The following is a 21,090-nucleotide window of genomic DNA, read 5'->3' on the forward strand; positions in this document are numbered from 1 at the left end:
TCAATCAGATATCAGGATATTGCAACAATAGTTGATTAATATGCCTCCATTCATCCTGTGACATACCATCGGATGCGACCCATAAGCGGATTTTTTTCTGGTTATAAAAAGATTGAGCCGTAATTAATACGCCATAACGACACAGCCATGGTCGTCGGATAATTAGCCACTCATGCTTCTTCCATTGCAACTTATTATCACTGAGCAGAACTAAAAGCCCTTGTGATTTACGGATATTTTTCTGGCTACGCCCCCAACTGGCAATAATCAACAGTACTAAAGGGAGCCAGAAAATCCAGAAAATAGCGTCATCCGCAGGCCACGGAGCAAGTAGTACGATAAGCGCTATTGCACCATGAACACAGGTAGAAATTAGCTGGGTATGCCAAGATACCCTGAGATCACATTTCCACAGGACCACGATCTTTATTTCTATTCTGAATAAGTTTAATCATGCGAAATAACTCTTCATCTTCTGGACGCCCATGATTCATTAGCCAGTTGAACAGATCAGGATCAGCACATTCAAGTAAGTGAATAAAAAGTCGTTTATCATCATCGCTGAGCGAGTCATATTCATACTTAAAAAACGGCATAATTGAAATATCCAGCTCACGCATTCCACGCCGGCATGCCCAATGAATACGTGCCTTATTATCAATATCCATGTTCAAAAGATCCCCTTTTAATTCTCATTGTTTGTTTTAACACCATTAGCCATATAAGTCGCCCGGCAAACTGATGCATCATGCCAGCTAATAGCAATAATAACTACTTGCATTGTGCTTCAACTCTTTTACCATTATGCATCATTAGCTCAAATATCTGACTGGCAGGATGTGTCATGGCTTATAAAACTCCATTTTCTTCACAATCTCCATTGTCTTCATCAATCCTTCCCCTGACGTTAATATCTCTAGATGACTGGGGACTGGTAGCAGCAACTGGACCGGATGCAGAAAAATATCTACAAGGTCAGGTTACAGCAGATATTTCCGCACTTGCAACGAATCAGCATGTGCTTAGTGCGCATTGTGACGCAAAGGGTAAAATGTGGAGTAATCTGCGCCTCTTCCATCGTGGTGAAAGCCTTGCTTATATTGAGCGTCGCAGTGTGCTGGAAAATCAGCTTACAGAACTGAAAAAATATGCCGTATTCTCTAAAATTACACTAGTTCAGGATGAAAACGCGGTACTGCTCGGTGTTGCAGGTAAAAACTGCCGGGAAGCATTAAGCAGCTTCTTCCCAACTCTGCCGGATGCTGATAACGCTGTCGTTGCACATGAAACTACGACTTTGCTCCACTTTACCTTGCCGTCTGAACGTTTCCTCTTGGTAACAAACACCGCAACCGCTGAGCAGTTAACAGAAAAACTTCAAGCTCAACTTAATAACAGCGAACAGTGGTTAGCTCTGGATATTGAAGCAGGCTTCCCGGTCATTGATGCAGCAAATAGTGCACAGTTTATTCCCCAAGCAACTAACCTTCAGGCATTGGCAGGAGGGATATGCTTTAAAAAAGGGTGTTATACCGGTCAGGAAATGGTAGCCCGTGCTAAATACCGCGGAGCAAATAAACGTGCCATGTACTGGCTGGCTGGCAATGCCGCCAAAACGCCTATGGCTGGAGATGATTTGGAATGGCAATTAGGGGATAAGTGGCGGAGAACGGGTACCGTTTTGGCTGCCGTTAAGTTGAATGATAATAGTGTCTGGGTACAAATCGTCATGAATAATGATATGGAAAGTCATAGTGTATTCCGTGTCCGTGACGATGAAGGGCATTCACTCACCATTCAGCCTCTGCCTTATTCTCTTGATGAAAAAAATAATTAATGAGGTTTATATGTCGTTAGCAGTACCTACCGTTGATTTTGGCCCTTTTACGAATGTCATCGGTTTTTTGATGGAGTTAGATAAGCTGAAAAAAGTTCAACGGCGGACTAAGTTACTGGATAACCATCGTCGGGAAAATTCAGCCGAGCATAGTTGGCATTTTGCTATCGCCGCAATGAGTTTTGCACCCTATGTAAAAGAGGTGGATATCCAGCGGGTTATTCAAATGGCATTAATTCACGATATTGTAGAAATTGATGCGGGTGATGTCATGGTTTACGATTTAGCAGCCCGTGAAGCTATTCATGAACAGGAAATCAAAGCCGCCGACCGTCTTTTTGGTTTACTCCCCGAACCACAGAAAAATCATTTTATGTCACTTTGGCAAGAGTATGAAGCAGCAGAAAGCCAAGACGCCCGTTTTGCTCTTACGCTGGATAGACTAATGCCGATGCTGATGAATCTGTATAATAAAGGGCAAAGTTGGGTAGAAGACGGTATTCGTTTTGAGCAAGTGATTAGCCGCAATAAATTCATTGCCGATGCCTATCCTGAATTATGGCAATATCTGCTGCCACAACTGGAAATCGCACAGAAGAAAGGTTGGTTGAAATAACTTTTCTCGAAAATTTTACACTACAAATTCAGTGCACATATTAACCATACGGTGCACTGAGTTAATTACAGACTACAGTTGTTTTGATGAAAAACCTTATATTTCACCTCGATGATCTCACTATCCCTAATCTACTTGTTTCCAGACAGTTCTTTCTCAGAAAGCGGCAATGCATTTGGATTCATCTCTCTCAATTTGCCGTTGACATATATCCGCCCATCCTTTCCTTCCCCACCTAACAATCCATTCTTACCCTTTTTACCCGCCTTTCCGGAACAAGCTACATTTTGACTTACGTCTCCACCCTTACTCTGTCTGATATTACCGATACCACCATCACCGCCTTTCCCTGCATATCCTCCCTTACCGCCAGGTGCTCCCATGCCTGGTACTGACCAACTAATAATGTGTGGTTTACCAGTAGAATAGCTAAAATCTATGTCACCCCCATCTCCACTACAACCTCCATTACCCCCATCCCCTCCATCTCCTCCGCACCCTCCAATCGCAGGCTGGCACAGTGTGCCAACAGTAAGATAATGATTATAATCAGCAACATTACCATAAAAACTACCATCCCCCCCATGCCACCATCACTACCCGCCGACCACAACTCTACCTGCCCATCCACATTATCACATACGACAGTTAGTCTCGGCCCCTCTCCACCTGGTGCGCCACCCGATCCCTGCGCTCCCGAAGAACCTTTAATTCCATCAGTACCTGATGTAGGGGAAATTAGACAGGTATGTTTATTCTGACGACCAGGTGAACCCTCAACGCCATCAGTTCCGCTATTTCCAGTTGCACCAGGAGCACCAATTTCTCCATCAAGCCCTTTACTGATAAAGTGCTGTGGACCGTTTCCAACCCCTTGAATGATATTCGCTTCAATCCTACCGTTGGTGTAGCAAATAATTTTGCCTTCCGGTTCAATGGTTATCTGGTTGTACACCAAGACAACCAGTTCACCAGAGTGTTATTTATCTTTAATAATCAATGGATTACTTTCAGTAACAGTGATGTTTTCGCCACTATATAACGCAACTTTCATCGGAAAACGCTTAGCATTAAGCATTTCTTCATAATCTTTGACCAATTTACTTCCGGCGTTATTTTCACGGCTTTCTTTGCAAAATGACGACGAGCCAATACCTTCAAATGAGCCTGTTCAGGGCAGTATATCTGGACTTCTTGATTTCTCTTCAATTCTCTGCTGATGGTCGACGGGCTTCGCTTAAATGATTCAGCAATGAAAAACTGTGAAAAACCGGCTTCTTTTAAACTGGAAATCTGGTATCTTTCTGTTTCGGTCAGTTGCTATACTTCAGCATCTTTCCACCCAAAGGAAAATGCATTATGAAATACAAATAACTGACCAGTGGAAAACAATTATTAGATGTACAACTCCATCACGAAATTTACCGTATGATCTATAACGATAAAAAAAGAGTTATTTATGAACACATCTTCGTTGTCGCAAGTAAACCTTGCCACAAACGATACGGAAAATATGAACCCATTCCCCTTATTTATAGTCTTCAAGCCAGTCTAAAGTATGATTATCACTATGATTCCCTACATTACCGTTAACATATACCTTGCCAGAAGTCCCTGCATTGCCGGATTTTCCATCAATACCAGCTTCACCAGATACTCCGGGATGACCATTACTATTTAATCCTCTATTACCAACGCCACCTACCCCACCTGCTCCGCCTATTCCTCCCTTACCACCTACCCCTCCATTACCGCCATCACCTCTATATGACAGAGCATTAATTACTGGCTGACCCTGAGTGAAATTAATATATATGTTACCACTGTCCCCACCGTTACCCCCATTACCTCCATCCCCTCCATTACCGCCATCTCCTCCCCTTCCTCCATATCCAGCACTACATTTGTTTGTTGCAGATCCTCCATTTCCACCATTCCCACCGTTCCCTCCATTACCGCCATATCCACCCTTTCCACCCTTACCACCTATCGATGCCGCATTGACTACTCCAGTAAAAATGTCAACATTAATAATTACGTCATTTGCACTGCCAGCTCTTTTGCCATCCATCCCTTGCGCTCCCGAAGAACCGCCAGTTGCATCAGTACCTGGTGTGGATTTAACAGAGCAACCATGTTTATTCTCTGAACCAATATTACCATTGCTGCCATTAACCCCATTACTTCCCTGTTCACCCTCAAAACCATCGTCTCCATCAGAGCCTTTACTGATAATGCTCTGCTTTTTATCATCATTGCCGTTCCCTACAACAGTATTAGCTTCGATCTTACCATTAGTGCGGTAAATAATTTGACCTCCCGGTTCAATGATTATCTGGTCATATACCAAGACAACGGGTTCGCCATAATCATCTTTATCTTCAACAAGCAATGGTGCATCTGCGGTAACAGTGATTTTTTCGCCAACGTATAACGCAACCTTCACCGGGAAACGCTTAGCATTAAGCATTTCCTCATAATCTTTGACTAAAGCAGAATTACTATAGATATAGGCCCTAAAAGCTTTACACAAATCAATATGATAACCCGTGACATTTGCCAATCGTTCAGCAGAAAACGGTTCAGGTAACGGATGATGGGGTTCCATTTTGCCAGGGCCGTACTCGCTGTCAGGTATACCTCCGAGTGCCTTCAGCTCTTGTATGGTTTGTACCGTAAAAAACGCAGGTGGCACAGTCGCGGTCTTCGGATCGTTAGAGAATATTACCTTGCCGTCAAAATCCGAGGTCTTAAGTTGCTTTGGCTGCCGTTCTACACCAATCAGATGATAATTCTGATGTAATATTGCCAAAGTTTCAGCAACCGTTCTTATTTTATCCATAGATATTCTCCAAAGTTTAAATTTATACCCGTTATCTTTCAAGTTGCCTCTTTGTTGGCTGCACTCTCTCACTTCGGTCACATAGTTACCTATGCTCCCGGGGATTCGCTCCCTTGCCGTCGCGATGCATCTTGAAATCCATAGGGTATATACAGTTAGGATAACTTTATATATCAGTTGTTCATTTAACCAAGCTCCAAAGTATCAACTGCTATCACTACCGATTGTGACACTAAATTACTAATAGCCAGAATATTGCCCCTGGCTAATTACCAGATTAGCCATAGTGGAGACATCGATTTTTTCTGGCAAAGGATGTAAGCATTTCAACAACGGGTAGGCCAGAAAAATAATTTCCATAAGAATCAATTAGGTAAGTATTTATTCACATTACAGAAAGCGATTGAATGCGATATTTAAATGACACAATTTAAAATATTAATGTAATTTCCCACTTTTTTCATTAATTAAAGAGAATATTTCTGTGATACATCACGATCTTTTAATACGTGCTGACTAAATATTTCAATTTTATATTTGTCTCATTAAGTATTATTAGGAAATACAAATAAAAGATAATAATCATGATTATATTCTTCAAAAATCACATTGAGCAACAGGCACTATTGCCATGCCGATAACAATCGCCATTAATTTACCCAGGAACCAATGCAAAATCGGCTTCATACTCAGTACACTTGTAAAACCTGAGTGGCGAAAAACGAAGCCAACCAGCAAGGCCAGCCCCAATAAGTATTCAGTAATTAATAATGTAAACCACTTGAACATAAGCAAAACCAAGATCTGACCCTATTTCCCCTTATTTATCGTCGTTCAGACCCGTCTGATTGCGGCACTACTAGCGATTAAGTTTCCGATCAGATTCCCGTTCATGACCGTTGACATATATCTTACCGGTGTTACCGTCATCTCCAAATTCTCCTTTAAGACCATCTTTACCATAGGCTCCCGACAAACCATGTACACCGAGTACTCTGGTACTATTTCCAGGTTCACCCCCTATTCCTCCCCAACCGGCCTTCCCACCTTCCCCACCAAGACCATTAATTGACATAACCTGAAGTACTGGACCACCGTCAGAGTAATTAATATATATGTTACCACTGTCCCCACCTTTCCCCCCCCTGCCTCCATTCCCTCCATTTCCTCCAGCGCCCCCATTTCCTGCCTCCCCAGCAGGACACCACTTGATTGTTTCATTGCCCCAATTACCTCCATTACCCCCATTACCCCCACGTCCCCCAAGACCGCCTCTTCCACCGTTACCACCATTACCACCTATCGTTGCCGCATTTATTGTTCCAGTAAGAGATTGACTAGTAATAGTCAGGTCATTCGCATTTCCAGCCGCTGCACCATCCCCCCCTAATCCTCCGACAGAACCGCTGGCTCCATCAGTACCTGATGTGGCGTTAATTAAGCAGCCATTTTTACTATCTGTACCATCTTTACCATCACTGCCATTAGCCCCTTGATTTCCTGGTGCGCCATCAAGACCATCGGTGCCATTACTGCCTCTATTGACAACATTCTCCTTTCCAGTATTTTCATTCCCTACAATAGTGTTAGCTTCGATTCGACCATTAGTGCGGTAAATAATTTGACCTCCCGGTTCAATGATTATCTGCTCATACATCAAGACAACCGGTTCACCATAATCATCTTTATCTTCAACAACCAATGGATTATCGGAGGAGATAGTCATTTTCTCGCCACTGTATAACGCAACCTTCATCGGGAAGCGCTTAGCATTAAGCATTTCTTCATAATCTTTGACTAAAGCAGAATCACTATAGATATAGGCCCTAAAAGCTTTGCACAGATCAATATGATTACCAGAAACATTTGCCAGCCGTTCAGCAGAAAACGGCTCCGGTAACGTATGATGGGGTTTCATTTTGCCAGGGCCGTACTCACGGTCAGGTACACCGCCGAGCGCTTTCAACTCTTGTATAGTTTGTACTGTAAAAAATGCAGGTGGCACAGTCGCTGTTTCTGGATCGTTGGAGAATATTACCTTGCCGTCAAAATCCAAGGTCTTAAGTTGTTTTGGCTGTCGTTCTACACCAATCAGATGATGATACTGATGTAATATTGCCAAAGTCTCAGCAACCGTTCTTATTTTATCCATGAGAATTCTCCTGAGTTTAAATTTATACCCGTCATCTTTGAAGTTGCCTCTTTGTTGGCTGCACTCACTCACCCCGGTCACATCGTTATCTACGCTCCCGGGGATTCATTCCCTTGCCGTCGCGATGCAACTTGGAATCCATAGGGTATATACATTTAGAATAACTTCATATATCAATTATCCATTTAACCAAGTTCCAAAGTCTCTATTGCTATCCCTACCGGTTATGTCACTAAATTGCTAATAGTCAAAATTAGCCATAACGAAAGCACCGATTTTTTCTGGCAAAATATACAGCTACTTCAACAACAGGTAGGCCAGAAAGATAATTCCAACGAGAATTAATTAGGTAAATATTTATTCACTTTACAGAAATCAATTAAATACAACATTGAAATTACACAATTTAAAATATTAATGTAAATTCTCATTTTTTCCATTAATTATGGAGAATATTTCTGTTATATATCACTACCTTTTAATAGATACTAATTAAAATTTCAATTTTATACTTATCTCATGAGGTATTATTAGAAAATACAAATAAAAACAACAAGTATAATTGTATTTTCAAAAATCACCATAAGATATAAATCCATAGATATTATTGAATAATGAAATTATGAATATAATTTAAATTAAAAGTAGAAAATAACTCTCTTTACAATAAGAAGATTTCTTACAAATAAACGCTTAAATGACCGATAAAAAAGTAAATAAAAAACCCCTAATGAAATAGGCAATATACCCTATGGATTTCAAGTTGCATCGCGACGGCAAGGGAATGAATCCCCGGGAGCGTAGATAACGATGTGACCGGGGTGAGTGAGTACAGCCAACAAAGAGGCAGCTTGAAAGATGACGGGTATAAATCAAAATAACTGAATCAAACAATAGAACTAGATCAATAATTATCACGATGCAGTGCAGCCATTTTCAATGGCTGCACATAAAACTATCAATACTCAAGCACCTGTTCTTTCTGCGGAGCTTTCAGCAAACGCCAAGCGAGCAATACCACTCCTGCGGTCAATACCACTGTCATCCAGCTCATCATATGAATAGCGCTGGTGAATGATTCCGCCGCCGCTGTCATCAGCTTCTGCCCCTCTGATTCAGCTAATGAATTCGCTACAACGTAAGCTCCCGCTAAAGTCTCTAAAGCTAATCCCGTCTGTTCCTGAGAGATCTCATTTGGTAATTGCAATGTTATACGATAGAAAGCCGTGACCAATCCCCCCAGAATAGTCGTGCCAAGTACAACACCCACTTCATAAGCCGTTTCGCTTATTGATGATGCCGCTCCTGCTTTAGAGGAGGGTACTGACGAAAGCACCAAATCGTTAGACACCGAAGCAATTGCTCCCACACTAATATCTAATAATGCGAAAGCAACAATCAGAGTGACTAAATCACTGCCGATACTCGCTACCAGAAGAAATGCAATACCTGCAACACTCAGCAAAATTGGCACCAGATAATGAGCAGGCACCCGTTGAGCAATAGGCACTATCGCCATACCCATAACAATTGCCATTATTTGTCCAGGAACCAATGCCAGACTAGCCAGAATCGGTTTCATACCGAGTACAATTTGCAAGACCTGTGTGGCAAAAAAGACAAAACCAACCAGCAATGCCAAACTCAGTAAGTTAACAATAATCGAACCAGTGAACATACCATTGCGGAACAGGGAAATATCCATCAACGGCACAGGCAGACGATGTTGTCGGCGAACAAATAGCACGCCAGCAATAAGACCAACCGACAGTTCGAGTATTACACTTATTTCAAACCCATCACTGGCAAGGTGTTTAATCGCGTAAACAATACCAACCATAGCAACGATCGATAACAGAACGCTATACACATCGATAATGCCCGTCTGTTTTTTATCGGACTCTGGCAATAACATCGGTCCGAAGATCAACAATGGCACTAATACCGGTACTGCCAAGAGAAAAATTGAACTCCAATCGAAGAATTGTAATAGAACACCACCCACTACGGGACCTAAGGCCGAACCAATAGTTAATGTTGTCGCCCAGATAGCAACAGCCAATCGACGCTGTTCACGATCCTCAAAAAGAACGCTGATCAAAGCCAAAGTTGAAGGCATCAGCATCGCACCAAAAAATCCAAGTACGGCTCGCCCTAAAATCAATTGTTCAGGTGAAGTTGACAGTGCCGTGAACACCGAAATAACCGTGAATCCCAAAGATCCAAATAACAGTAATGAACGATGACCAACACGATCACCAATACTTCCCATTGATACCAGCAAACCAGCCAATGCCAATGAATAAGCATCAATTATCCATAATTGCTGGCTTGCACTGGGTCCCAGAGCTTCAGCTATTTTTGGTAAAGCAAAACTTAAGATCGTATTGTCCACAGTCACCAATAAAACTGGTAACATCAATATCAGTAATCCCAGCCAATTTCTGAGTCCTGCCCGCCCGTTAGCCTCAGCAACTCTATTTAACGACATCCCCTCAACTCCTTTCTATATCATTCAAGCGTTGAAAAAATATGCTGGCAATCAGCAGCACTGATATCAAGCTGTTCCCCCAGTTGTTGCGCAATATCTCTGAGGTTATAGCCAAATTCAGTTTGATCGCCAGCCTGTACTATCGAATCTAACTGTTGTATGGCATGCAACAATTCCTGACGCGGTTCAGCAGCCATCGGATTTTCATATTGAACGTCCCAGTACACTTCTATTGGATTGCGTAAGATCCTTGATAATAACGCCAGCATTGTACGCATGGGCGGTGGCGCAATAGTTGCCAAGGTACGAATATCTAACGGGCTTTTCGCCAACACCAAGCCAAAAATCAGTATCGCGGCATGGGGCAAAGCCTGACAAAGCGCCATAACCCGATCGTGTTCCTCCGGTGTCATCCTACTGATACGCATATCAGCCTGCATCAATACCCGCTCAATCCAATGTTCACTAACATGACAGTTATCGAGAATGACTGCAACTGGCCTTTTTTGTTCCGGCAAAGATGGCGAGAACATCGGGTTAACACCAATGAAGGGCTGCCCGGGGGCGGCAGCTCTTAATGCAGAATAGAAAGGGGCCTGAACTGAACAGGTTGACACGATCTGTACATCACCACCAATAGCAGATAACACCCAAGGCAATGCTTGTATGGCAACGGCTTCCGGTAAGGCAAAGACTACCGCCTTTGCCCCACTAAAAACCGCTCCAGCATCAGCAGCCGGATTTAAGATATCAATCTGGTAGTAATAAGAATGATAGTGATGAGAACGCACTCCCTGCGTTCGTTTGTCAACACTGTATACAATGTAACCACAGCGAGTAAAAAGGCGCTCTAATAAAGAACCAATAGCACCTTGCCCACCAAGAATGACCACTTTATGGTTACTCACACATTTCCTCCTCCATATGACTAAAACTGAAATAGGGCACACTAGCTTTGACCAATGTCTCTTCAAATTCGCCATAAGGATCAGAGTGAGCAACAATTGCACCCCCAATGCCAAATTCAGCACACTCTTGATGTAACACAGCTGTACGTATCACAATGCTCAATTCCACTTCACCACTGAAAGACAACCATCCAAGCGCGCCGGAATAAACACCGCGTGCCGATGACTCCAACGTGTCAATAATCTCCATCGTGCGCTTCTTCGGCGCTCCGGTCATTGATCCTCCAGGAAAACATGCCCGGATAGCCTCCATCGATGACGTTTCTTCACATAACTCACCGCGTATGGTCGAAACCAATTGATGTACAGAAGAGAAACTCTCAACTTTAAATAATTCAGGTACATGCACACTGCCTGGACGACATACCTGATTAAGATCATGACGCACCAAGTCCACTATCATCAGATTTTCTGCTCTGTCCTTAGTGGACTGACTCAATTCCAGCCGCAAACACTGATCATCTGCTACCGTTTTTCCTCGTGGCCGGGTCCCCTTAATCGGCCTGGATTCAATATTTCTGGCCTCATCAATACGTAAAAACGTTTCTGGTGATGCGCTGAGTACAGAAAAATCCCCACAGGCTAAATAAGCGCCATAAGGTACAGGGCTGGCATGACGCATACGTCGATAAGCGTCCAATGGATGCCCTGAATAAGTCATCTTTGCCCTATTCGTCAGACAGATTTCATAGGACTCACCATCTGTGATGTATTGGAGTGATTTACGGATTCCATCCATATACTTCTCAGCTCCATATTCCAGACAAATTTTATTCTGATCGATAGCACCGGGAATAAAATCAGGTATCACTTCACCGGTATTTTTTGCAATGGTAACTAAAAGTTCCGGTGACCAATTATGTGGCTGCCCTATCGGTGTGATAAAACATTCATAAAGTTTATTTTGCTGATGATCGAATACAAAAAAATGCGGAGTAAATATTAAGCTGGCATCAGGATGTTTTGAACGGTATTTGTTGCTGCCAATTGTCAGCGCCTTTAATTCATATCCTAAATAACCGACAAATCCGCCTTTAAATACAAATGGCATCGATTTTGGTGTCAAAATTTCCACCATATCAAGCAACTCAGACATCAGTGAGAAAAAATCTCCCTGAACAATCCTCTCGCCATCAGGACCGGTTAAACGCAAACTCTCCGTCTGTACACAGTATTCAAGCCTGATAGCGCCCTGTTCATTACCGCTTCCAATAATTGAGAAGCGGGCATTGGGTCTATCAGAATTTTCACTATCAAGCCAGAAAGCATGTGTATCATTGCCATAGCGTTGAATGAACAAGGATTCAGGATCGACTATCTCCTTACACTCACGATAATTCAGGTTGAGATATTGTCTTCCACCTACTGCAAGATAGGCCTCATTGACATCAGTACATATATTCTGAGCGGTAACTTCCTGTTCGTTATTCTCTTTATACGTCTCCGCTATCCGCACGAAATTACTAAGTAGCTCACGCCCATATTCAGAATCAATCGATTCAGGATGAAATTGAACCCCCCAGATCGGCCTTTCGGTGTGCTCAATTGCCATGATTAAGCCATCATCAGTCCAGGCAGTACATTTTAGACTGTCAGGCAACCGGGTACATACCAACGAGTGATATCTGACCACTTCAAACTGTTCAGGCAAACCGAGGAATAATCCTTCTCCGGTGTTCCTGATGCGACTGCGATAGCCATGTACCGGATTGGGGGCATGTTCTACACAGCCGCCAAATGCCAGGCTAATACCCTGATGACCGAGACAAATACCCAACAGTGGCACTTTGGCACGTGCAATAACTTCAGCACAGACCCCAAAATCACTGCTTTCAGCCGGATGTCCTGGCCCTGGAGAAAGGACTACCGCATCATATTCGTCTATCATTAACTCTTTATAAGTCAAAGAATTAGTGACTACGGACGGCACACTGCCCGTCACTTCATACAGATATTGAGCAATGTTTTGCGTAAAGGAATCATAATTATCAATGAGCAGTATTTTCATTATTTTTTACTTTCTCGTGTAACAACTGGTCAATCAGCTCTTCTTCTCGACGGCAAGCCTCTTCGATAACCAGTTGGAATATTGATTCAGTATATTCAGGCCGTAACCCAAAATCTGTTGATTTATCCCGCAACATATCCAGTAACGAGGTAATACGTTGTAGCTGCATCATCGGAATATCCTGTTCCGCTTTTACCTCAGCGATTTTCATGCAGACTTTCATACGTTCAGAAAGAAGAGCCAGAATCTGCATATTAATAACATCCAGAGATTCCCTGTAAGGTTGTAATATGTCCTGTTTATTTATTATTGCTTGAGTCATATATTTGATCTTCGTCACTGATTTATTTCAATTATCTTCTTTATCGGTAAGCTGGTGATTTATACCTGTGGAACTACAGCCTGTGGCTCAACCCAATTCAGCCCTTTTTCCCTTATTTCAAATAAGGTATTTGCTAGCTGCTTGATTTCACCTGCCTTATGCTCACTAGAGAAAGCAAAGCGCAACATTGCATTGCCATCCGGGACCAGTGGATAAAATACCGGGAATAATAAGATACCATTGTCACGCAGCAAACGAGCAGCTTCAAGCCCTTCCGCTTCATTTTCGAATAAAGCGCCGCGAACGGGAGATTGCACACCCGCATTCATCAAACTGTTCTCCATCAGAGAATCAAACAGATTAATGTTTTTCCATAACTGCTCCTGCCGGATTTCTATCTCAAGGCTGAGATGAAGTCTTGCAGAGGCAACGTTAGCTGCCAACATCGGCACCATAATCGAATGACCAAAAACCAGAGGATTCGCTAAAGTACTAATCACTTCGACATCATCGGCACCTGCAACCACCACAAAACCCCCGGCGCCACCAAATGCTTTGGATAATGAACCTGCAAGTATGAGGTTGGATGGCAAAATATGGTCAAGTGCAGCAAAGGCATAACCCGCGCCATAACGCCCCATAATGGAAATACCATGAGCATCATCTACATAGACATAGCCTCCAGCAGCAGCCAATTGTCGCGTTAATTCCGCAACCGGAATTAAACCATTCATTGAACCAATACCATCAATCAACAGAATAGGTGTACGCTGATTCTCCTTACAGTTCTGCAAAGCTTGCTGTACTGACTGTGCATCAGCACTATCAACCCGCGATACCGGTCCGAACTGTTCAAGAATACCGCGTAAGACCTGCATAGAAGCATGAGCAGTTTTATCCATCAACCAATGTACAGGCCGGGAAAGAGGATAGTTAGGTAGAGAGCCACTCCCCAATAACGGCAATACACCAAGATGAACATTACTGGTGGAAGTAAACACCGCAACGGCACCACCCTGATAAATCTCTTCCAGCAGTTTCTCCAATTGCCCCAAATATTGTGGGCGCATCGCACCACGGGACGATGACAAATGTATCCCTGTGCGGGACATAGCCTGATTTGCCGCTTCAATTAAGGCAGGATGATGTTCTAATCCCAAATAAGAGCAGGAAACAAATTCAGTAAAGACTTTTCCTTCCTCTGTAGTAATTTGCTTACCTTGACGTTCAACTACAGTGAAACTGGTCAAACCTTCGTCGATAGCTTGCGCTAAGGCGCCGGTTGTCCGTGACCGGCGAATTGTCATCCAGTCCTGCTTATGTTTTACATCCATTATCTAGACTCCAACTGTCTAAGTTCAAATGAGCTTACAACCAACAGTGATTACCGAACTGCCTGTTGTATCAGAAATATCTTCATCGATAATGGTTCGTACCAAAGAGAAGCCAGACTCTAAAAATAATGTTCTGACACTCTCTCCCTGGCTTTCACCATGTTCAATAACTAACCAACCCTCTGATTGCAGTAGCTGTTTAGCTTGTTTGATAATCAACCGCGTTAAGTCAAGCCCATCATCCCCCGAATACACCGACGCATAAGGATGATGCTCCTCCCATTCCGGCAATATTTCCTGCTGTTCCGGCACATAAGGTGGATTAGCCACAATCAACGCCACCGATCTGTTAAATTGAGAAAATGCTTGCCAATCCCGTAAATCTGCTTTTAATCCATCGGCTTTAATCGCCCAATTCGCCAACCGATAGATATTTCGCGTCAGGTATTGAAAAGCCACATCATCATATTCGACACAAGTGACCTTTAAATCCGGGCGACGTTTAGCAATAGCTAAACCGATGGCGCCACTACCGGAGCATAAGTCCAGAACCACTGCCCCCGGAGGTGTTTGATATTCATTCTCCAGCCATTTATGAATAACTTGACTATGAGGACGCGGGATAAATACCCCGGTCCCCACCGTCAGAGGCAATCCATCAAAATCCACAGTACCGACAATATGCCCAAGAGGGATCCGGTTACAGCGTTCATGAACCGCAAGCATAAATTCATCACGGGCGCGATCTTTACAACGCCTTTCCAGATAACGGTCAACTAAGCTCGTGAGATCAGTTTCCACATCCCAAACGCCGGCCTCTGACAGTAACTCTCTGGCTTTATCAATGACAACTTGATCTTTCAGCGAAAAACTCATGACCATGCCTCATAATAACTACGTAACCGTTCACGCATGGATTCATAAATATGAGAGAAGGCGACCAGCTCTGGCGGTGGAGTGAATTGAGGGTGAAGAGACTCAATTAAATTCTGATAATTGCGCATCATCCCTTCATTCAGCAGTGGCAGCCAGTAAGGTTTGATATCCCAACGATATTCATAGCCGGTAGCAAACATTTGTTGGGTAGTTTCTTTAGCCATCACTTCACGGGAGAAACCGACCAACGGAGGACGAACGGGATTGAAATCATCAAGATTAATGAGTCTATTTTCTACTCCCGTCAAAGCATTAGCCACATAATCCGCTAATAACGGTGATTGATGTAAGCCATCACGGTAAGTCCCGGTAGCCAACCAAAGACCATTTACGCCACATTCGCCAATCAGCGGGAACCCATCAGCAGGAATTGGCCGGTTACCAACCTGAATTGAGAGGATCTCAGCATCATGTAAGTTAATATCCAACTGATCTAACGCACAATCCAACAAGAACTGCACATCAGAAATCAGTGCCTGACTGCGTGGTTTTTCAGACAGAATATTGGTCGCACCAAGATACAGCACACCATCACCACGTGGTACACAATGCAGCCCACAAGCAAATGCCCGGTTAGGGGTACGGATGACTGAGGTCGGCAGTTCTCTGCCTTTTGGCATCTTGACCAGAATGGATACCCCATAACCGGCAAAGATTGGCGGAATTTGGCGAACAACTGAAGGTATATTTGATAACAGATCCAACGAGTGTGCACCGGCAGCCACGACGACCTTATCTGCCATTAAACGTTCGCCACTGAGCAATTCGACACCGGTAGCTAAACCCTCTTCAATCAGCACACACTTAACATTCTCTTCTTTAAGACATCCACCTTCAGCAACAAATGCCGCATCCAGCTTTTCCAGCAATAAATGCGAGTTCAGCGCATGCTCATCAGGGATGTACAAAGCACGCAACGGACGCACTAAATCGTTGGGCTTTAACCACTCAATTTCACGCGGATCAACGGTTTCATAAGGTGCCGCATAATCGTTCAGGGTTTGTTCGATAGCGTCATAATTGATAGTGTCAATCTCTTCCATCCCGGCAGTGTTCAGTATCACGTGAGTGCCTTTAGCAGTGAACAGCGATCGGGTATCACCGGAAGAGTCAGCTAACCGTTGCGCCCAAGTCGGCCAAAGGTCCCTGGAAATACAATCCATATTCAATTTCAACTTACCGTGTTCACTCGCTAATAAGCCACTGGTAATTTCACCAAAACAACCGTTCATTGCACCGGCAGCTTTAGAAGCAGCATTAGTTCGATCAGTCTCTCCAACCCGACAAACCGAAAGATTTCTACTTGCCAACTCATAGGCGATTGAACCTGCAATTGCCCCTGAACCAACAACAATAAAATCGTACTTCACTTATTTACTCCTATATGGCCTGCGGCCAATTTATTTTAAATACTTTGTCAACAACGCGGACAAATAATTATCATCCTCTATAGTGAGGATATTTTTACTGCTTTACATCAATTGCAAGAAAATAACCCTGTGTTCATCAGTAATTAAAATAACGAATCACTCTCAGATTTACACTAAATTTAAAGACAAATATTCGATAACAAACTATCACATTAGAAATAGTTTCAATTTATTATCAAGCGAATATAATTACCCATATTGATTAATTTATGAAAATAAAACTTTCCAATAAAAACAATAAATTGAACAACATCACAAAATGCTATTTACATTTAAAATAAATAATAACAAACGATATTATTATATTTGAAATAACATCTGCAAATCAGGGAAGAACAATAGTCATCAAATACAAAACTGTCAAATAAATTTAGCCTTATATTATAAACAAAAAAATCATATAAATACTTTCAGTATAAAATAAAAACAATTTATATTTAAATTGTTACGGGGAACAATATTCTAAATGCCTTTTATTCTTCAATAAAAAAACAAAAATTCTTAAGAAAAGTGTTTTTTAAAATTTATATTTTCCATCAACTTTCACCAATATAAACAAATAGAACACATAAGTTATTATATCTTTATTGACTATTATATTTTGTGATTATTGTGATCAACGTGAACATGTACATTTCAGATTATTGATTTTTAGCGTCTCGGCTATCACTACAGAGTTTTCTTCAATAATTAAATGAAAAAATTTGTACTGGCAGTCTGCATGGAAATGGCATTTTACTGCTATCAGAGGGATTTAACACTGTTTTTAATACCTTTAATCTTGTTAAGAAAATCTTTTTTTATCTGTCAGTATGGTTTTAAAATCAGGAAAAAAGAGCAAGCACATTATGTTTTTAACATTATTCACTTTCTCTTTTTACTTACCTTTCCCTTTTTCGGCGATAGTAAACGCCTTTTTATCGGTAATGATTCAACTAAGGGTTAAGAAAACCAGCATTGTATTAACACCCGTTTTTAAAAGGTATAGCGTGATTAAAAAAATCTTTTTCACTATCACATTTAATATATCTACCGGTGATATTCTTCTTCGCCTGTTTTACATTCATTTAATCTGCCATAGTTATTTAAAAGTGGGGAATACAGATAAATTCAAGTTTTTATATAAAAGGTAAATTCAATAAGTAAAATTTTTTAGCAGAATAGTTAATTGTATTTAATCGCAATCCATTAATCATTAATAAATGAGTTAAAAACAAATCAGTAAGTAAAATAATATCATTCATACAGTCTGATATTAAAGTGATTTATTTCCATCATTTTACGAAGTAGACCATCAAAATAATGTAATAAAAAAATGGATAAAACAGGTTAATTCGGCAGGATTTACGTCCTGAAAAAAGCGTGATTATTCGAAAAAGTATCTTTACATCATCAGGCTATTTACTGACTGATTTATAAAGATAAAAAGCAAGTGTGATTAATGTTTTTTGAACATAAAACACAATATACCATGATGATTAAACTTAATAAAAAACAGGGGTAAAACGGGTAAAACCATCGTTAAAACTTTATACTGATTAATCCAAGAGTTAAAACAATGATTTTTAATCATAGTCTAAAACCTATCCATTATAAAACCATCAGTGAAAAATGAAAAACAAAGGTTGATTTTATTCATGCTTATGTCTCCTAGGGAAAACGGATAAATAAAAATATGAATAAATCAATCAGATAATCTATTTTTAAAAGGAATCATCTTTAATAACGCATTCAACCAAGGAATAAACTTTTTAATAAACCAATTAAATCATCAATCATAAAAAATTTGAATAACAGTCTCTACGAATTAAGTTACTTACAACGTTATTATGTTACCTTTATTATACAAAACCGTGATAGCGTAAATCCGCCAGTTTAAACTGGCTTTATACTACTTTAACCCATCCAATAACATCTTTTTTACTGTTTAATTTAAACCATTCCTCTTTTTATACTGTCAATGTGATTTAACGCTAAAATAAATTTATATCATTATTTTACCAAGTTATTTTCAGCGCTGTTAACGGTTAACTACCTGTTTAACTGTTATCATATTTCTGGGTTTATTAATCCATCAGACTTTTCACCATTGTTGATACAATAAAGCGTTATTAAACATTAAATAAAAGTTAATTAACCTGAGTTCTGTTTAAGTCGTCACCCACACCCGGAATAATCGCTACTGCGTCTGCCATATAATCTAACAATATTTTATGATTTAATTGAATCCGGGGCTTCAACTGGTGTGCGTGGTTTTTTGCTGCCACCCTTTCTACCTTTGATCGCTTTTACCATATTCCACCCATAAAAAACCTTGTGGAAATCGCGAGGCTGATTAAATAAAAAAACCGCAGTTAAGCGGCGTAAGAAAATTTTTTAGTGTTGATAAATTAAACTATAATAAGTTGCTTACTCTGAATTCCCAGCGTGCACTTGCTCAACGCTAATCACACCTTTACATAATGAGTGAAACTCTTTTGCGCTGATACCAGCCTGTTTAGCCATTGATTTTATAAGGTCTCTGGAAAACGGAGCGTGATGTTTATCGACCATTACCAGTCATTTCCCGCCCTCTGTTTTCCTAATCCACTGCTCATGAGATGTGCCCTTTTTGGGCTTCATCTCAAAACCAAGTGCGGTAAGCCCTTTGATAACTTCCGCATATTTCAATGGCGTTAATTTTTTAAAAAACATGGCGCTGCCCTATGTCAAGCCGGTTCGCACTGTTCATTAAAAACTTTAGCCATACCGCTGTCTTCTCTATTCATGAAAATTCGAAAGGCAATCCGCCAATATTTAACCCACATTGATAATGGTGCTTTTCGACTTAGCATTTGTTTGGCGTACTGAGGCTCCGCTCTCACTTCTTCAAGATAATCTTCAATCTGGGCTTCAAGCTTATTTATTGCTTCTTCTATATTATCACCCTGCGCCGCTAAAGACAGATCTAAGCAGGCGGCTACATATACCTCACCCTGACGATAAGCCATGCAACGTAATCTCATTTTTCTTCCCCCCTGTCACCTCAGAGACTCGCCCCATATACAGACTGTATAGAATTTAGTGTAATACGTTTAGTGTTAAGCAAACCTATTTCTCAAAAAAGAAGCTCGGACTTAGATGAAGAGCGAAAAAAATGTAAGCACATTCGAAGCATTTTAAACGCAATTTTTGCCATTATGACGTCATAATGGCACAACTTTATAGAAAATATCAAACGTGGATAATTTTTGTGATAAGCTAGCCACCTGCCGCCACTGCGGTGACGGCAATCGCGGCATTCCGTCGCGCAATAACGCGCTCTTCCGCAGCTTTATCCCCTTTCTCTGCTGCTAATATATCTTTTGATTATCTACCGATAACTGATACAGCATATGCTCAGTCATGTTATTACGATAGACAAGCTCCGCGCTGTTTGCCGCACTGTAAGCGCCTTCCGGGGTATGGCTAATCAGGGCACTTGATAACGTCCTGATAAATTGCGAGTCACCTAACTTGGGTAAAACTAACTCCTACCCACACTATGAAGGAATGATGGCTGGAAAAGCTGGACTTTACTTACCAGCCAACTGGTGACCATTACTGCTGAACGGAGATGCCTCATCGTCAGGGCTAAGATTAACCTATACTGAGACTATTATTTATCTCATGGTTCCAAATCTGGCTTTATCCATAATGCAATAATTAATTTATTTTTAAGGGATATAGCTGCATTGGTTGCAAATTGCACAACACAAACGCTGCTATCGACCTCATCACTATTACCAATACAGATCCATCCAGTTGACGTATCTCTAAACACTTTCCACAAGATTGAGCCTGGAATTTCAATTGCTACACCCGACAACATCCCTAACTCATTGGGATTTATATATATATTTCCTCCATGCATTTCAGGCTGTAATAAAACCTTTGATTCACATTGTGTCAGAGAAAATAAACCCCACGGATAAAGCAATGTTCCAGTTTCAATACCTACTTCAATCTGCAATGTACCAATAGTTAACGATGAACACCCTTGACTACCAACCAGCATTTCCATTTCTTCCGGCGAATAGTCAATAAAGTCTATTGAATATTCGGATTCTCTGTAAATCAAATTTCCAGATAACGGTTTATTATTTAGTCGACTATAAAAATTAATATGTTTCATA

Annotated in this window: 19 protein-coding genes and 1 pseudogene; 2 read left to right on the plus strand and 18 right to left on the minus strand. The window is 41.3% G+C overall.

The features are described 5' to 3' along the window. Positions 1-4: 4 nt before the first annotated feature. Positions 5-421 (minus strand): protein YgfX, encoded by a 417-nt coding sequence (locus AACQ83_RS05205; protein WP_112876719.1) that lies wholly within the window; start codon positions 419-421, stop codon positions 5-7. Beyond that, entirely contained in the window at positions 402-668 is a 267-nt protein-coding gene (gene sdhE, locus AACQ83_RS05210) for an FAD assembly factor SdhE (RefSeq protein WP_112876720.1), read from the minus strand. The genes AACQ83_RS05205 and sdhE overlap by 20 nt, the downstream gene beginning before the upstream one ends. Positions 669-844: 176 nt before the next feature. Between sdhE and ygfZ the strand changes: the two genes are divergently transcribed. Continuing rightward, positions 845-1,837, plus strand: coding sequence for a tRNA-modifying protein YgfZ (ygfZ, locus tag AACQ83_RS05215; RefSeq protein WP_112876721.1), 993 nt, complete (start codon positions 845-847; stop codon positions 1,835-1,837). A 10-nt stretch (positions 1,838-1,847) separates the two neighbouring features. Next, on the plus strand, positions 1,848-2,453 hold the full coding sequence (locus tag AACQ83_RS05220; RefSeq protein WP_112876722.1) for an HD domain-containing protein: 606 nt from the start codon (positions 1,848-1,850) through the stop codon (positions 2,451-2,453). A gap of 131 nt (positions 2,454-2,584) precedes the next feature. Here AACQ83_RS05220 and AACQ83_RS05225 read toward each other — a convergent pair whose 3' ends face one another. The 16 genes and pseudogenes from AACQ83_RS05225 to AACQ83_RS05300 all read right to left on the minus strand — a co-directional run bounded on the left by AACQ83_RS05225 (position 2,585) and on the right by AACQ83_RS05300 (position 21,089). Then, positions 2,585-2,836, minus strand: coding sequence for a hypothetical protein (locus AACQ83_RS05225; protein ID WP_112876723.1), 252 nt, complete (start codon positions 2,834-2,836; stop codon positions 2,585-2,587). A gap of 53 nt (positions 2,837-2,889) precedes the next feature. Further along, positions 2,890-3,408: a hypothetical protein gene (locus tag AACQ83_RS05230; protein WP_112876724.1), complete on the minus strand. Its 519-nt coding sequence runs from the start codon at positions 3,406-3,408 to the stop codon at positions 2,890-2,892. 134 nt (positions 3,409-3,542) lie between these two features. Continuing rightward, positions 3,543-3,770, minus strand: a pseudogene (locus AACQ83_RS05235) (helix-turn-helix domain-containing protein); the annotation flags it as partial. Between the two features lie 211 nt (positions 3,771-3,981). After that, positions 3,982-5,295: a hypothetical protein gene (locus AACQ83_RS05240; RefSeq protein ID WP_112876725.1), complete on the minus strand. Its 1,314-nt coding sequence runs from the start codon at positions 5,293-5,295 to the stop codon at positions 3,982-3,984. Positions 5,296-5,892: 597 nt separating this feature from the next. Next, entirely contained in the window at positions 5,893-6,084 is a 192-nt protein-coding gene (locus tag AACQ83_RS05245; RefSeq protein WP_112876726.1) for a hypothetical protein, read from the minus strand. Between the two features lie 70 nt (positions 6,085-6,154). Further along, a complete protein-coding gene (locus AACQ83_RS05250) occupies positions 6,155-7,447 on the minus strand; it encodes a hypothetical protein (RefSeq protein WP_112876727.1) in 1,293 nt (430 codons plus the stop codon). Between the two features lie 958 nt (positions 7,448-8,405). After that, positions 8,406-9,938, minus strand: a complete 1,533-nt coding sequence (locus AACQ83_RS05255; protein WP_112876728.1) for an MFS transporter — start codon at positions 9,936-9,938, stop codon at positions 8,406-8,408. A gap of 20 nt (positions 9,939-9,958) precedes the next feature. Beyond that, positions 9,959-10,846, minus strand: coding sequence for a prephenate dehydrogenase dimerization domain-containing protein (locus tag AACQ83_RS05260; RefSeq protein WP_112876729.1), 888 nt, complete (start codon positions 10,844-10,846; stop codon positions 9,959-9,961). After that, positions 10,839-12,914, minus strand: coding sequence for an aminodeoxychorismate synthase component I (pabB, locus tag AACQ83_RS05265; protein WP_112876730.1), 2,076 nt, complete (start codon positions 12,912-12,914; stop codon positions 10,839-10,841). Before pabB ends, AACQ83_RS05260 begins: the two co-directional genes overlap by 8 nt. Continuing rightward, positions 12,895-13,236 (minus strand): chorismate mutase, encoded by a 342-nt coding sequence (locus tag AACQ83_RS05270; protein WP_240000699.1) that lies wholly within the window; start codon positions 13,234-13,236, stop codon positions 12,895-12,897. Before AACQ83_RS05270 ends, pabB begins: the two co-directional genes overlap by 20 nt. A gap of 59 nt (positions 13,237-13,295) precedes the next feature. Next, a complete protein-coding gene (locus tag AACQ83_RS05275; RefSeq protein ID WP_112876732.1) occupies positions 13,296-14,570 on the minus strand; it encodes an 8-amino-7-oxononanoate synthase family protein in 1,275 nt (424 codons plus the stop codon). A gap of 24 nt (positions 14,571-14,594) precedes the next feature. Beyond that, the gene (locus tag AACQ83_RS05280; RefSeq protein WP_112876733.1) at positions 14,595-15,446 is read right to left on the minus strand and encodes a HemK/PrmC family methyltransferase; all 852 of its coding nucleotides are present in this window, start codon (positions 15,444-15,446) and stop codon (positions 14,595-14,597) included. Continuing rightward, a complete protein-coding gene (locus tag AACQ83_RS05285) occupies positions 15,443-16,876 on the minus strand; it encodes an NAD(P)/FAD-dependent oxidoreductase (RefSeq protein WP_112876734.1) in 1,434 nt (477 codons plus the stop codon). The genes AACQ83_RS05280 and AACQ83_RS05285 overlap by 4 nt, the downstream gene beginning before the upstream one ends. Before the next feature lie 2,619 nt (positions 16,877-19,495). Continuing rightward, on the minus strand, positions 19,496-19,630 hold the full coding sequence (locus tag AACQ83_RS05290) for a type II toxin-antitoxin system HicA family toxin (RefSeq protein WP_255566887.1): 135 nt from the start codon (positions 19,628-19,630) through the stop codon (positions 19,496-19,498). A gap of 14 nt (positions 19,631-19,644) precedes the next feature. Next, positions 19,645-19,941 carry a type II toxin-antitoxin system HicB family antitoxin gene (locus AACQ83_RS05295; RefSeq protein WP_112876736.1) on the minus strand — a complete coding sequence of 99 codons (297 nt, stop codon included), beginning with the start codon at positions 19,939-19,941 and terminating at the stop codon, positions 19,645-19,647. A gap of 641 nt (positions 19,942-20,582) precedes the next feature. Then, a complete protein-coding gene (locus AACQ83_RS05300; protein WP_112876737.1) occupies positions 20,583-21,089 on the minus strand; it encodes a hypothetical protein in 507 nt (168 codons plus the stop codon). Position 21,090: the final 1 nt, after the last annotated feature.

This window comes from Photorhabdus sp. S10-54, from assembly GCF_963878145.1.
Classification (GTDB): Bacteria; Pseudomonadota; Gammaproteobacteria; order Enterobacterales; family Enterobacteriaceae; genus Photorhabdus; species Photorhabdus kayaii.

Coding starts and splice junctions, on each gene's coding strand:
- sdhE (WP_112876720.1), bottom strand. CDS start 668: ATGGATATTGATAATAAGGCACGTATTCATTGGGCATGCCGGCGTGGA.
- ygfZ (WP_112876721.1), top strand. CDS start 845: ATGGCTTATAAAACTCCATTTTCTTCACAATCTCCATTGTCTTCATCA.
- AACQ83_RS05220 (WP_112876722.1), top strand. CDS start 1,848: ATGTCGTTAGCAGTACCTACCGTTGATTTTGGCCCTTTTACGAATGTC.
- AACQ83_RS05225 (WP_112876723.1), bottom strand. CDS start 2,836: ATGGGAGCACCTGGCGGTAAGGGAGGATATGCAGGGAAAGGCGGTGAT.
- AACQ83_RS05240 (WP_112876725.1), bottom strand. CDS start 5,295: ATGGATAAAATAAGAACGGTTGCTGAAACTTTGGCAATATTACATCAG.
- AACQ83_RS05245 (WP_112876726.1), bottom strand. CDS start 6,084: ATGTTCAAGTGGTTTACATTATTAATTACTGAATACTTATTGGGGCTG.
- AACQ83_RS05250 (WP_112876727.1), bottom strand. CDS start 7,447: ATGGATAAAATAAGAACGGTTGCTGAGACTTTGGCAATATTACATCAG.
- AACQ83_RS05255 (WP_112876728.1), bottom strand. CDS start 9,938: ATGTCGTTAAATAGAGTTGCTGAGGCTAACGGGCGGGCAGGACTCAGA.
- pabB (WP_112876730.1), bottom strand. CDS start 12,914: ATGAAAATACTGCTCATTGATAATTATGATTCCTTTACGCAAAACATT.
- AACQ83_RS05270 (WP_240000699.1), bottom strand. CDS start 13,236: ATGACTCAAGCAATAATAAATAAACAGGACATATTACAACCTTACAGG.
- AACQ83_RS05275 (WP_112876732.1), bottom strand. CDS start 14,570: ATGGATGTAAAACATAAGCAGGACTGGATGACAATTCGCCGGTCACGG.
- AACQ83_RS05280 (WP_112876733.1), bottom strand. CDS start 15,446: ATGAGTTTTTCGCTGAAAGATCAAGTTGTCATTGATAAAGCCAGAGAG.
- AACQ83_RS05290 (WP_255566887.1), bottom strand. CDS start 19,630: ATGTTTTTTAAAAAATTAACGCCATTGAAATATGCGGAAGTTATCAAA.
- AACQ83_RS05295 (WP_112876736.1), bottom strand. CDS start 19,941: ATGAGATTACGTTGCATGGCTTATCGTCAGGGTGAGGTATATGTAGCC.
- AACQ83_RS05300 (WP_112876737.1), bottom strand. CDS start 21,089: ATGAAACATATTAATTTTTATAGTCGACTAAATAATAAACCGTTATCT.